We start from the raw sequence: 13,505 nt of genomic DNA on the forward strand, positions 1-13,505 counted from the left end.
TTTGTTTGTAAAGGTACAAATTTTGTATACATCAACCTCAGCGATGGCTCTTGACCTGGCGCTGCACCTTGCCTTGGACGGCAGCTTCAAAGTCCACGAGATTCAGGCCAAACACCTGCCGGAAGGCCTTCTGACCATCGCCTGTCGAGCGCACGGCCTCCTGCCAGTCGGAAAGTGACTTCCAGCCATAGCGGGTCACGAGCTCCGCTGTCGCGTATTCGGTAAGCACCGAGGCCGTATCATCGGTAAAGCTGTCAGCGACCTGCCGATAGCCATCTGGCGTTTCCATCTGAGCCAGCTGCGGGATGACGCCCTTCTCGCGCAGGCTCGCAATCCAGGCGTGCTGGTACTGCGGCAGCGTGCCGAGTCCCGCCTCGCCGAGCCGCGCAACGCCCATGATGTAGCCGGCACCGCGCACGAGCCACTCGATGTTGCGCTCGGGCGCCCCCATGCGCTGTCCCTGCATAACGCGCATCAGCAGCGCCCCCATTGTGAAGATGCGCTGCCTGTCAGACTCGAGCTGCTGCGCATTGATGAGTATCGTACTGCCGTTCTCAATCCACAGGCTCGCAGCTGCTATTTCAGCCGCCTTTTCCGCAGGCAGATCACAATAGAGCGCCACGGCCTGCGCCATATCCTGCTGACTAGGCGAGAGCACGAGCTGATATTCGCCGCGCAGCTGCCGTCCCAAACGGCGGGCAAAGAGATCCTGGGCAGCTTCTGCCTGCCGCTGCAGGGAGTCCACCAGCCCCTTATCGACGCCTTCGCGGGCCTCGAAGTGCAGCGCAGCCGTTTTCTGCTGCTCGGCCGCCCACCACTGGGAAAACTCTTGCAAAAAGTCAGCAAGCTCGATGCCAAAGGTCTGGGCAAAGGCGTTTTCCCCTTGATGAATCTCCCGCAGCTTGCGGAAATAGTCCGCAAGCTTAATCTCTTCCTCGCCCTTGGCATAGCGGGTCAACAGATACCATGTCATAAGGTCAGCCATCTGATAGGTATGCAGATCCTTGCACATGAGGTCCTTGCGCTGGCGCAGCGTATTGTGCTGGAGCTCCTGGGGACTTGCCGTCTTTGGAGCCCGCATGAGCTCCACCTTGACGTCAAGGATCCATTTCGTCATCGTCTTGCCGCCAAGACTTTCCGCTATCCGCGCGCCGATATAGTCAGCCGAACCTTCTTCGAGCCAGAACAGCGCCTTCTCATCGGTATCATTGCCATCACTGAGCTCATACTGTACCTGATGGAAAAGTTCGTGAGCCGTCGTGCTGATGCGGTCGCTTGGCCCCGTCATGACGCCAGCCTTGCCATTGATGGCCGTAACGGCCCTTTTGCCGCCCGTCCAGCCCCCCGAAATGTCAGCAATCGACTTGGCCTCGGCAGGCTCCAAATCAAATTCCCGTTCGAGCACCTGCTGGTAGTCAGCCTCGCTGCCAGCCACATAGACCTCGACATCGCGCGTCAGTCGCACGCCCATGCCCGCCTGCAGCTGGTCATTGAATGCCGCAGCAGCCTTTTCTACATCACGTAGCATAGCTGCATCCGGCCTTCCTTCCGCCTGCACATGAATCGTGCCATCGCCTGTCCTCCCCCATGCCGTCAGATCCTTACCGCCCCATTTGAGCACGCCAATGGTCATGCCAGCAGCGAGCAGGAAAGCGAGCAATAAACAACCAATCTTTTTCATTGCATCACCTCACTGCTGCCAGCGGCAGGCAAAATACTCCACCAGATCGATAAGGCCAAACAACAACAGTCCCAGGAAACTCAGGACGACAATGCCGGCATACATCTCCAGATAATTGACCCGCAGCCAGGCATCCATGATATAGTAGCCCATGCCATACTGAGTGCCAAAAGTCTCCGTGAAGAACAGTACCGAGATTGCCGTCGCCATCGCCACGCGCACGGCCGTGATGAACTTCGGCAGCGACGCCGGGAAAATCACATAACGGAAAAGCTGGCCAAAGGAAGCGCCCAGCGAATACAGCGGATAATACGTCTCCTCGGGGATAGCCCGGATGCCATCGCGCACGGCGATGATGACCTGAAACACGATGATCAGGAAAATCATGAGGATCTTTGACCACTCGCCGATGCCTGCTAAGAGCATCAGTATGGGCAGTAAAGCAATCTTTGGAATCGGATAGGTCAGATAGACCAGCGGCGCCAGCAGCCTGTCGGCCCGCGGGAAATACCCCATGATGAGCCCGATCGGGTAGCCGATGCCTACGGCCAGCACGAGACCTGCGGCGATGCGCCAAAGGCTGTAAGCCCCATGAATGGCAATCGCCTGCATGAATACGTGACTGAGCTTTACCAACACCTTGTCCGGTGCCGGTATGATTGGCAGTTCCACCAGCAGGGAAATCGCCCACCAAAGGGCCAGCAGGAATACGGCGCCGCCAAGGTAGGCGCGCAATACGACTTTTCCATTTCTCATCGCCGCACCTCCATCGCCTTGATCTTATCGCGCAGCTGCTGACCTGCGGCAAAGAACTCCGCCGTCTGGCGTTTTTCGACGCTGCCGGCCAGACCATTGAGGCGCACGGCCTGCACCGTGCCCGGATGGGCAGCCATCAGCGCAATCTGCTGCCCCAGATAGAGGGCCTCCTCGACATAATGAGTCACTAGGATTGTCGTGATATGGTTTTCCTGCCAGAGGTCAAGGAATACCTCCTGCATCTCCTCGCGCGTAATCGCATCGAGGGCCGAAAAGGGCTCATCCATCAGCAGGATATCAGGCCGCAGCAAAAAGGCCCGGGCAAGGCCGACGCGCTGCTGCTGGCCGCCGCTGAGCTCCTGCGGATAGCGCTCCTCAAGCCCGGCAATGCCCAGCCGCTTGCATAGCTCCGCCATGCGCTCCTGCATCTCATCGGGGACCTCCCCCTTGATGCGACAGCCCAGCATGATGTTTTCCGCCACGGTCTGCCACGGCATCAGACCGTAGTTCTGCGGCATAAAGCCAATCTTCATCGCCCGCGGATTGATGTCCTTGCCAGCAATCCGCACCGTGCCCTGATAGTCATGGATAAGCCCCGCCACCACCTTCAACAGCGTGGACTTGCCGCAGCCCGAAGGCCCTATAACGGCACAAACCGTCCCTTGCGGGACGGTCAGGCTGACATCATGCAGGGCAATCTGTTCACTTCCGTCAGCGGGATAGCTGACAGTCAAATGCTCTACTTCAATCATGTTATTCTCTTACCTTCAGCGTTTATTTGCTCAACAGATCCAAAACGATATCCTTGTAGCTGTACGTCTCCGACACGAGGTTCTTGCTATTGAGCCACTTGATGCAGTCAATGACATCGCTTTCCTTCGGCAGAGCTGCCTCATGATACTTCGGCAGCTTGAGGGCATCCTTGGCCACCGGCGGGAAACCGCCCTTCTCAATCACGAGATCGATATACTCGGCCCGATCCGTATTATTCAGATACTGCACGGCCTTGTTGTAAGCGCGGTACATGGCCTGAATCTCGGCCTTCTTGCTGTCGGCAGCTTTAGCCGTGAACATGATGACACCGGGATTGATGCCGAGCTCGTCAGAACCCGTCACGAACTTACAGCCATTGTGGACAGCGATGCTGGCCATCGGCTCGGGCAGCGTAGCCGCTGCGAGCTTGCCGTTCTGCAGCATCTCCAGACGCGTCGGAATCTGAGGGATAATGACCTTGTTGATGCTGTCGCCATCCATATTCTCCTTGGCAAGGATCTGGTCCGTCACATACTCGATGATCGTATTGCGCGATACCGATACGTCTTTGCCCGCAAGGCCCTTGACATCTTTGATGCCCGAATCCTTGCTGGCAATCAGCTTGTAGCTGCCATCGGTAAAAGACGTGACCTTGACATCAAAGCCGCCAGACTTAGCAAAGGCTACCGCCAACATGTCCGAGACCGCACCGTCGAGGTTGCCGCTCTGCAGGGCCGAGTCGCGATCCATCGCACTCTTGTACTGCTCGATGTTCACCTCGATGCCTTCCTCCTTGAAAAATCCCTTCTCCTGAGCGATGATGAACGGCAGCGAGTCAGTATCCGGCATCAGGCCGATGGTCAGCGGCTGCATGTCCTTCTTCGTGTCTGCCTGCTTGGGTGAGCCGCAGCCTGCCAGCATCATCAGCGCCAGCATCGTCAGGCAAATGGCAAGTAATTTCTTCAAGAGTTTTCCTTCTTTCCCTAAATATCCCTAATATGTATCCATAAACTTAGTGTGAGAGCAGTCCTTCGAGCATGCCCGCGCCAATCTTGGCATAGCGGATAGCCTCATCGATCGTGCCCTTATTCTCCTCATAGGCCGCGGCAGCCCGCTCCTTGAGCTGGCTGGCCTCCTGTTTCATGGCCGCCACCGAATCGAGCTTGGCATTCACATCGTCAAGCATCTTCTGGGCCTCATCGATGGATTTGCGCACATCAGCTGCCTGGGTATCGCTCTCGGCACTCTGCTGCTTGTTCTGCTCCATCTGCCGCTGACGCTCCGCCTCCTTGCCCGTCACCTTGTCGACGAGCTTGCCGAGGGGCGAGCCCGGCGCACTGTCACCGAGCTGTTCGTTGCGACCCTTGGCCCGGCTTGACTGCTCCTCCAGCTGGCGCTGCTGCTCTTGCAGATCTTTCTTCTGCTTTTCGAGCTGCTCGCGTCGGGCCTTGAGATCAGCCTCCTGCCCCGCCAGTTTCTGTTCCTTGTCCTTCAGCTGCTGCTCCTGGACCTGACGCGTCTGCTGCTTATCGCTCTGATTCTGGGAATAACCGGCAATCATAAAGCCGATGAACAATGCGGCCGCAAAGCCGCCCATAAGGCAGAGCGCCTTCTTGCGCCCGGCCGTGAGGAATTTCTTCGGCTTCGCCTTAGCCTCCTCAGGCTCACGGTCATCACGCGAAAGTTCGCGCACATTGCTGCCAGTACGCCCCTGCGGAAAGGCTGGCTTGATGCCCAGCTCATCGTCGACGGGCGGCAGCTCCTGCGTATCCGACAGGCTCGGCCGGCGCGCCGACTTTACCTGCTCCACATCCCCAGGACGCATGTATTGGGTTTTCTCGAGATCCTCGTTTTTCATTCTTGTTCCTGCTTTTCCATTTGTTTCTGTTTCTTTTCTTCCTGCTCCAGCATGGCCGCATGCTCCTTCTGCATCGTCTCGCAAAGACGGCGCAGCGTCCAAAGCGTGTTGAACGGCGTCACCACTGACTTGAACCGGACCTTCGGCACGCCTGCCTGCTGCAGGGCCAGCAGCACCTCATCGAGGCGCTTGTTGCGGATGTTCTGCAGCACCATGACTTCGTGCGGGAACACGAATCCATCATCCTTCGTATCCGCTGCAGCCGCCTGAAAGCCCTTCAGTCCGAGAAGATAGCCGACCTTTTCCCGCCAGGCCTCCTCCGGCAGCACCTTCGAAGTAATGCCCAGACGATTCAGCACTTTGCGCGAAAGGTTCAGCTTTTCTTCATCGCGAAATTGATAGAATAAAACCTGTTCTTGTCGTTTCATCTACAATACTCCTTCGTCAGCGGGACAGGCCGCGCATGATAAGATAGGTCACCAGCTCGTCAAGCGACACGCCCTCTTCCTGCTTGCGCTCCTCCAGCGAGCGACGCAGCGATTTCGGCAGCTTGACCGACAACTGGCCATCGGCACTGACTGCAACAGGTGCTGCCTTGGGAGTCGCGGTCTTTTCCGGGGCGACTGGAGCAGCCTTTGCTGTCTTGGCTGGCTTTTGCAGCTTGCCAGCCTTTGGCTCTGCTGCCGTTTTCTCCTTGGCGTCCGCCTTGGTCGGCGTCGTTTTCTTCTTTGCCGTCTTAACGGTCTTAGACGTTTTAACCGCTGCAGCCTTTTCCGTCACAGGCTCAGCCTGTTTCGACTCCTGTTTGTCGGCCTTTGCCGCCGTCTTCTTCGCCGGTTTCTTCTTCTCCTCCGGCGGATAGACGAAGAACTCATTGTAGGCATTGCGCAGCGTCTCGCTGGCCTGCTTCGTGCCGACGCCGATGATGTAGGACGGCGTCTCCGAGTTCAAGAGCTCAGCAATCCGCACGAAATCTGAATCTGTCGTGATGATCAAAAACTTGCGCACGCCCTCCTGGTAGAGGATCTTGGCCGAATCATAGATGGCCGAGTCCAGCGAGTTCTTGCCCTGATAAGTGCGGCTGATCTGGCGGAACGTGAACCCTGGGCGGCGCATGAGCTTATCCCAGCGTTTCTGCTCGGGGCGCGCCTCCCAGTCCGAAACGACGATCGTGCGGCAGGGCTGATAGCGCCGTGCCTTGCCCAGCGTGTAGTTGAGCATCTCGAACGGTGCGTTTTCAATATCGTAAAGTATTGCCACCGTTTCATTACTCGAATCGAGTGTCATATAATCCTTCCTTCGAAATCTTCTAGTCTGATAGTCATACAGTCTTATCTATTCGCCCTTTAACGCAAAAATCCTGCCAACTCAGTCGCAACGGCAAACTTCTTCGATGATTCCGCCGCCGACCACCGTATCGCCATCGTAGAACACGATGGACTGTCCCGGCGTCGCCGCTCGCTGCGACTCATCAAAGCGAACCTGCAGGCGGCCATCCTCGCGCATGGTGAGACTAGCCATGCCCTCTTTCTTGCCATAGCGGATCTTGGCCGCATAGCGGCAGGGCTCCGTAAATTCGTCAAAGGCAATCCAGTTGAGGTCGCCAGCAATCAACCCATCGGCATAGACATCCTTGGCCCCGCCGACGATGACCTGATTGTTCTGCATGTCCAGCTCCGTAACGTAGAGGGGCTCGGGGGCCGCAATGCCAAGCCCCTTGCGCTGGCCAATCGTGTAAAGGGGCACGCCATCATGCTGACCGAGCACATGGCCCGCACGGTCGACGATATTGCCCGGTTTGAGGCAGCCAGGATTCTTGTCCCTCAGGAACGCCTTGTAGTCATCGTGAGGCACAAAGCAGATTTCCTGACTGTCGGGCTTATGGGCCACAGGCAGGTTGAACTTCTCCGCCAACTCCCGCGTATGCACCTTCGTCATGCCCCCCAGCGGCAGCATGAAATGGCGCAGAGTCTTCTGGTTCAGATGATAGAGCGCATAGGACTGATCCTTAAGGACATCCATGCCCTTTTTAAGGACATAGCGGCCGTTCTCATCCTGCTCGATGCGCGCATAGTGTCCCGTGGCCAGGAATTCCGCCCCCAGCTCCAGTGTCTTGTCGAGCAGCAGGCCGAACTTCATATAGCGATTGCAGGCGATGCAGGGATTCGGCGTCCAGCCTTTCGCGTAATCGGCCAGGAAATAATCGATGACATCACGCTGGAACGCCTCCTTGAAATTGACCGTGTAATGCGGGATGCCGATGGTCTCGGCCACGCGGCGCGCATCGTCGACGCTTGCGAGGCTGCAGCAGCCGCGGTCGTTGCAGTCAAAGTCACGGCTCTCCTCCGAAAGACGCATCGTGATGCCGATGACATCAAAGCCCTGCTCCACGAGCAGCGCAGCCGTCAGCGAGCTGTCCACGCCGCCGCTCATCGCCACTACTACTTTTTTCTTTTCCATATATCTCAAGCTCCTATATCCGTACTAAGCAGCATGTGCTAAAAATTCATTCGTATTCTTAAGTATAACATATTCTCGCCCAGACCCAAAGGAATCTTGTCACAGATGCCCAGCAAATGCTAAACTAGACGATGAACATTCCCTTTGACTGCAACAGGAGGCATCATCATGCACGTTACCGGTATCATCGCCGAGTACAACCCCTTCCATAACGGCCATCGCTATCAGCTCGAACAGATCCGCGCCCTTCATCCTCGGAGTATCGTCGTCGCTGTCATCAGCGGCAGCTTTGTCCAGCGCGGGCAGGCAGCACTCCTTGACAAATGGCAGCGCGCTGAGCTGGCCATCGCAGGCGGCTGTGACCTCGTGCTCGAGCTGCCCTTTACCTTCGCCTGCCGCAGTGCTCAGGACTTCGCCCGCGGCGGCGTGCGCCTGCTCGCGCGGCTCGGCTGCGTCGACACGCTGGCCTTTGGCGCCGAGTGCCCCTCGCTTGCGACGCTCAAGGAAATTGCAGCAGCCGTCGATTCAGATGCCGTCCAGACGCAACTGCACGAGCGGATAAAGGATGGAGCCTCCTACGCCCAGGCGCTCACAGAACTCACAGCTGCGGCCGCCGATGCCGACACAGCGCTCCTGCACGAGCCTAACAACATCCTTGCCATCGAGTACCTGCGCGCACTGAAAAAAACGCCTGCCATCGAGCCGCTGCTGATCCCGCGCGCCGGGGCCAGCTACCACAGCACCGACATCGCCGCCACCAACGCCAGCGCCTCGGCCATCCGCCAGCTGCTGCATAAAGCTGCTGCCGCTGCCCGTATTGCTGACGGCCGGCTGCTCGCCGCCCAGCTCACTGAACGCGACTACGCGGCGCTGCGCGAGTCACTGCCGCCCGCAGTCTTTACCAACATCCGCCAGCTCACAGCCGCCCAGCTCCCCGATCACGACCGCCTGCTGCTGCCACTGCAAGCCCTGATGCTGCGAACCGATAACGCAGCCCTGCGCAAGCTTGCCGGGATCAACGAAGGCCTTGAGAACCGCCTGCGCGACTGCCTGCAGACAGCTGCGACCTATGATGAACTTCTGTCTACGGCCACAACGAAACGCTATCCGCAAAGCCGCATCGCCCGCACGCTTATCCACCTGCTGCTCGGCGTCACGCAGGCACAGATAGACGCCATTGACAAGTCAGGCCCGCTCTACGCCCGCATACTCGCCTGTGGCCCGCGCGGCCGCAACCTGCTCCGCCACATAAAAAAAGCGGAAACGATTCCGCTCATCACCAAAACCAGTGCCTACCTGACCAGCACCCAGCGCGCCCAGGGGCTCGCCACCCTATCGCCCCTACAGCAACAGCTCGCCCTCGACACCAAGGCCACCGAACTGCGCCAGCTGATCACACCGCAAACCAACAAAAAGCGCAACGACTTCCAACAGTCCCCACGCTTTTTCACCTAAATCACAAATCCGTTGACTCCAAATTCTCCCAGGAGTCAACGGATTTTATTATGCACAATTACAGTTTGTCTGTTAATACGAGATTACAATAAGCGTGATACACCTCAGCTTGGGTGAGGGTGGGTGCACTTTTTCTCCGCTCCGCTAAATGACCCGCGCTGGTGTTTAAGTACGTATTTAGTTACATGCGCCGGGCAGGCCGGCGGCGCGCCAATACATCTTGACATTCTAGCAATTGCCCGCCGCGTGCCATCCCTCACTACGTTCGGGCAATCACTCCGTCTACGAAGAAAGTGTACCCACCCTCGCCCTCCGTTATGTTGGGATAATCCTGCTCTGTTCCGGCGATAGGTCACGAATTACATCGATGTGCTTGTTACGGGAGAAACGATTCGTACAATCTCAGATTTCCGTCGCCAAAGGAGCGAACGGGGTAGTGCTTCTTTCTGTCTGGAGCGACTGTCCTTCGCACGGAACGGCCCCCACCAGCGCAACAGCAATTTGAAGAAGTTCAGAGCTATTGCCAAACGTAAAGCCGCCGGACAGGAGAGTACCATAAGCGTAACATTGATGGTTTGCGTAAAGAAAATATTTTTTGCCCTCACATTTCGTTGAAAAATTCACACCGTTCAAGCGAAGCGCGTTTGGGAACTTTTTCAATGCTTAGTTAAAGGCAAAAAATATTTTTAGCAAAGCATCTAAGTGAAGCGTTGGTACTCCCCTGTCCGGCGGCGCGGCTTTATGCGAATAAGAAAAGGAAACTACAAACTGTAATTTAACCTCTCTATTTACCCCTGCGCATCGCAGTAGACAGCAATAGCCTGCGGCACCGTTTCAATAGTCAGCGGCAAAAGCGGCCCGATTTCGCCGTCGAGGTCACTTTGCAATGGTTCTGCCGATTCGATGCGAAAATCTTTTGCCTGGATGTGCAGCACTTTATCCTTCTCCGAAACCGGCTTGCCCGCGATGAGGTCAGCCGTCACTGCCATCAGCGACGGGATGCCGCATTTGCGGATAGCCAGCAGGTCCAGCTTGCCATCCGTGACCGAAACATCTTTGGCCACATTCTTCATGCTGCCGACGACGGCGCTGTTGATGACGACAAACAGGAAGGCCTCCAGCTCATGTTTCTGTCCGTCAGCCTCAATGGTCATTGGCACAGCACGAAACTTCGGCAGCTCGCCGATGCCCTTGATGTAATAAGCCATTTTGCCCATGGCATTCTTAAGCCGCGCGTCAACTTCATGCGCAATGCCCGTCATCATGCCGGCACTGGCAACGTTGATGAAATAGTCCTCACCCACCTTGCCGAGATCCATGCGGCAGGCTTTGCCAGCAGCGATGATGTCGAAATACTTCTCCATGTCCTCATTGATTTTGAGATAGGTGGCAAAATCGTTGGACGTACCACTGCCGATGATGCCCAAGGGCAGGTTGATGCCGTTTTTCACCATCAGATTGACACACTCATGCACCGTGCCGTCGCCACCAGCAGCCAGGATGCCCTCAGGCTCCGTCTCACGCACGAAATCAATGAAATCCTCGTTGCCCTCTTTCTTGGTCCGGTACATCAGCAAGAGGACATTGCGGCGCTGAAACGCCTCCACCATAGCGTCGAGCTTGTTCTTGAACGCGGCATGCCCCGATACGGGATTATAGAAAAGGACCAGCTTTTTCACTCTGTCTATACCTCCTAGAAAAAACGAGCAGGAACACTGCTCGTCTTTTATCTTATCCGTTTACTTTCTCTTTGAAGACACCGATGCGGCGCAGGAATTTGATGCCGATACGGCCAATCATCGGCATGCGCTCCAGATCGTCCTCACGCAGGCCGCCAATCAGCAACATAACTGCGATATAAACCGCACAGCCAAAGAACACCGCACCGAAGGTCGAGATGACCCCAATCTGCCACCAGGCCATTGTCCAGTCATAGAAGAAGTAGACCGCCGCCGCCATGACCGCCGAAGCGATGATAGTCTTCAACAGCTGGGGAATCTCCATGCGATACCCGATGAACTTATAAATGAAAATCAGATTGATGATGGCAGCGACACCCATATCGGCTGCCGTCGCCCAGGCCGCACCCATGATGCCGAGCCATGGGATTGCGGTAAGTTCCCAGTTAAGGACGACTTTGGCCACCGCGGCCAAAATCATATTGACCATCGGAATGGTCGGATGGCCAAGGCCCTGCAGGATGCCTGTCGATACCTGATGCAACCCCAAAAGAATGATGCTGACGGCCGAAATCATGACCGCCGGCCCAGCCCCTGGTGCATTGTAGATAAGTGATGAAATCGGCGTTGCCAGCACGAACACGATGACAAAGGCCGGGAAACAAACAAAATTCGAGATGCGCACCGAGGCCGCCGTCTGGTTGTAGACGCGCTTCATGTCCTGCAGTGCCCGCGCCTCGGAAATGGCCGGCACGATGCTCATGGCCATGGAGGCCGTAATGATGCAGGAAAGATTGACCAGCGGCACAGCCATGCCCGTAAGGTAACCGAAGAGCTCTGTGGCTTCATTGACGCTGTAGCCTGCCACTTCCAAGCGCTGGGGCACGATCATAAGGTCAAGGTTGGAGACCACCGGCAGCATGATGCTGGCTGCCGAGACCGGCAGCGACAGCTTGAAGATGCGCTTGATGATCTGCCAGGCGGGCTCGCTCTCCTGCCCTGGCAGCGGCTGCAAATCGTTGCCATAGTCGCGCTCGATGTCGCGGTCGAGCTTCCAGTGGAAGTAGACCAGCACCATAAGGCCCGTCACCGCGCCTGCCAGAGCACCAAGGGATGCACCTGCCGATGCGTAGTCAAGGCCCCAGGGCAGCAAGAGCTCCGCCAAGAGAATCATGGTAATGACGCGGAAAATCTGCTCGACGATCTGGGAAACCGCTGTCGGCGTCATGCGCTGCCAGCCCTGCAGATAGCCACGGGAGCTTGCCAGCAATGTGACGAAGAATACCGTCGGCGCCAGAACCACGATGGACTTATAGGCACGCGGATCGCGCACGAACTGCCAATCAATAAGCCAGTCGGCCGCAAAGTAGGTCAAGAAGGAAAATACGAGACCTGTAGCGAGCATCAACGCCATCGAGATATGGAATACGCGCCGCGCCCCGAAAATATCCTTGAGCGCCACCTTCTCTGCCGTGATGATTGAAATGGCCACCGGCACACCGGCCTGTGACACCGTCATGGCAAAGAAATAAATCGGAAAGGCCATCTGGTAAAGGCCAATACCTTCACCGCCAAGGATTCGGGACACAAAAATCCAATTCAGTGAACCGATGACCTTGACGACAAATCCCGCAACGGTCAGGATAAAGGTTCCCTTGAGGAACGATTCGCCTTTGCTGGATTTTTTTTCTTCTTTTACTTCCTGGTTACTTATGGGAAACACCGCCTATGTACAAAGGCACGCCACTTACCTGTGGCATGCCCGTTTTGCAAAATCATCGCAATATCGTTATAATGCTAATAATAAGGATACGCAACATAGGAAATTATATCATCATTGGCGTTGACTTTCCACTATTATTTCTGCCAACGGCCGAAATCGGCCAAGGAGTAGCTATGAACCAGAATCTCATCGAATTCGATATGGCAGTCGGCCGCGAAAAGCCGGTGACCATCTTCACCCAGGAAAATGCCTGCCCCTTCTGCGACACCGAGCATCTGACCGACATCATCGACCGCGACGGCACCATCATCCTGCTGCGCAATAAATACAATGTGCTGAAGGGCACCGAGCAATTCGTGCTGATCGAGGGCGATGCCTGCCAAAGCGATATGCCCGAGTACAGCCGCGCGCACATGCGCCGCCTGATCCATTTCGGCATCCGCCACTGGCTGCGCCTCAAGGAATCCGGCGATTACGAGGACGTCGTCTTCTTCAAGAACTTCGGGCCACTCTCCGGCGGCACCATCCGCCACCCGCATATGCAGTTTATCGCCTTCCCCACGCTGGCTGAGCCGCTGACTGTCCATCCCGAGGAATTTGCGGGCCCTGTCATCTACGAGCAGGACCTGGTGACGCTGACCGTCTCCGAGCAGCCGCATATCGGCTTCTGGGAATTCAACCTTATCGCCGCCTCATGCGCCGACAAGACCATCGACACACTGGCCGACTACATCCAACTCGTCACCGACTATCTGACCCACCACTTCCACAAGCGCTGCAACAGCTACAATATCTTCTTCTACTACCACGAAGGAACCATCTACGTCAAGCTGACGCCCCGCTTCGCCACCCCGCCCATCTATATTGGCTACAACCTCCGCGTGCGGCCATCGAACTATCAGGATGCCATAACGGAACTTCACCACATCTACGGCACTTCCCCATTTGCTTAAAAATTGCAGTTTATCTGTTAGTGCGTGCGGGAAGAAAAACCGAAAATACGCAGCTCGGGGTTCACGGGGTAGTACTTTTTCTGTTTCCGCTAAATGGACCGTACGACCAGTTCTACGGACCTAGTTACCTGCTCCCGTCACCAGGTCGCGACGTACATAGTTCTTTCTAGGTTATGCGCTTACGGCC

The 13,505-nt window shown here is 56.4% G+C and carries 12 protein-coding genes; 2 read left to right on the forward strand and 10 right to left on the reverse strand.

Annotation, left to right across the window (positions count from 1 at the left end):
• Nucleotides 1–37 precede the first annotated feature (37 nt).
• The 8 genes from BM322_RS11955 to mnmA form a co-directional block, all read right to left on the reverse strand.
• Nucleotides 38–1,681 carry a hypothetical protein gene (locus BM322_RS11955; RefSeq protein WP_075430779.1) on the reverse strand — a complete coding sequence of 548 codons (1,644 nt, stop codon included), beginning with the start codon at nt 1,679–1,681 and terminating at the stop codon, nt 38–40.
• Nucleotides 1,682–1,690: 9 nt separating this feature from the next.
• Nucleotides 1,691–2,437 carry an ABC transporter permease gene (locus tag BM322_RS11960; protein WP_075430781.1) on the reverse strand — a complete coding sequence of 249 codons (747 nt, stop codon included), beginning with the start codon at nt 2,435–2,437 and terminating at the stop codon, nt 1,691–1,693.
• The gene (locus BM322_RS11965) at nt 2,434–3,189 is read right to left on the reverse strand and encodes an ABC transporter ATP-binding protein (protein ID WP_075430783.1); all 756 of its coding nucleotides are present in this window, start codon (nt 3,187–3,189) and stop codon (nt 2,434–2,436) included. The genes BM322_RS11960 and BM322_RS11965 overlap by 4 nt, the downstream gene beginning before the upstream one ends.
• A gap of 22 nt (nt 3,190–3,211) precedes the next feature.
• On the reverse strand, nt 3,212–4,156 hold the full coding sequence (locus BM322_RS11970; RefSeq protein ID WP_075430785.1) for an ABC transporter substrate-binding protein: 945 nt from the start codon (nt 4,154–4,156) through the stop codon (nt 3,212–3,214).
• A gap of 46 nt (nt 4,157–4,202) precedes the next feature.
• Complete coding sequence (locus BM322_RS11975; RefSeq protein ID WP_075430787.1) at nt 4,203–5,048, reverse strand: hypothetical protein; 846 nt, start codon at nt 5,046–5,048, stop codon at nt 4,203–4,205.
• Nucleotides 5,045–5,476 (reverse strand): DUF3783 domain-containing protein, encoded by a 432-nt coding sequence (locus tag BM322_RS11980; RefSeq protein ID WP_075430789.1) that lies wholly within the window; start codon nt 5,474–5,476, stop codon nt 5,045–5,047. Before BM322_RS11980 ends, BM322_RS11975 begins: the two co-directional genes overlap by 4 nt.
• Before the next feature lie 16 nt (nt 5,477–5,492).
• A complete protein-coding gene (locus tag BM322_RS11985; protein WP_075430791.1) occupies nt 5,493–6,335 on the reverse strand; it encodes an NYN domain-containing protein in 843 nt (280 codons plus the stop codon).
• 81 nt (nt 6,336–6,416) lie between these two features.
• Nucleotides 6,417–7,508 (reverse strand): tRNA 2-thiouridine(34) synthase MnmA, encoded by a 1,092-nt coding sequence (gene mnmA, locus BM322_RS11990; RefSeq protein WP_075430793.1) that lies wholly within the window; start codon nt 7,506–7,508, stop codon nt 6,417–6,419.
• 168 nt (nt 7,509–7,676) lie between these two features.
• On the opposite strand from mnmA, the gene BM322_RS11995 reads away from it, so the two are divergent.
• A complete protein-coding gene (locus BM322_RS11995) occupies nt 7,677–8,963 on the forward strand; it encodes a nucleotidyltransferase family protein (protein WP_075430796.1) in 1,287 nt (428 codons plus the stop codon).
• Nucleotides 8,964–9,751: 788 nt separating this feature from the next.
• Here the strand turns inward: BM322_RS11995 and BM322_RS12000 are convergent.
• Both BM322_RS12000 and BM322_RS12005 read right to left on the reverse strand, forming a co-directional pair.
• On the reverse strand, nt 9,752–10,642 hold the full coding sequence (locus BM322_RS12000) for a diacylglycerol kinase family protein (protein WP_075430798.1): 891 nt from the start codon (nt 10,640–10,642) through the stop codon (nt 9,752–9,754).
• 52 nt (nt 10,643–10,694) lie between these two features.
• Nucleotides 10,695–12,365 (reverse strand): polysaccharide biosynthesis protein, encoded by a 1,671-nt coding sequence (locus BM322_RS12005; protein ID WP_075430800.1) that lies wholly within the window; start codon nt 12,363–12,365, stop codon nt 10,695–10,697.
• A gap of 71 nt (nt 12,366–12,436) precedes the next feature.
• Here BM322_RS12005 and BM322_RS12010 point away from each other — a divergent pair, with 71 nt between their 5' ends.
• A complete protein-coding gene (locus BM322_RS12010; RefSeq protein ID WP_318254615.1) occupies nt 12,437–13,318 on the forward strand; it encodes a DUF4931 domain-containing protein in 882 nt (293 codons plus the stop codon).
• Nucleotides 13,319–13,505: the final 187 nt, after the last annotated feature.

The organism is Selenomonas sp. GACV-9 (genome assembly GCA_900116485.1).
GTDB lineage: Bacteria > Bacillota > Negativicutes > Selenomonadales > Selenomonadaceae > Selenomonas_A > Selenomonas_A ruminantium_G.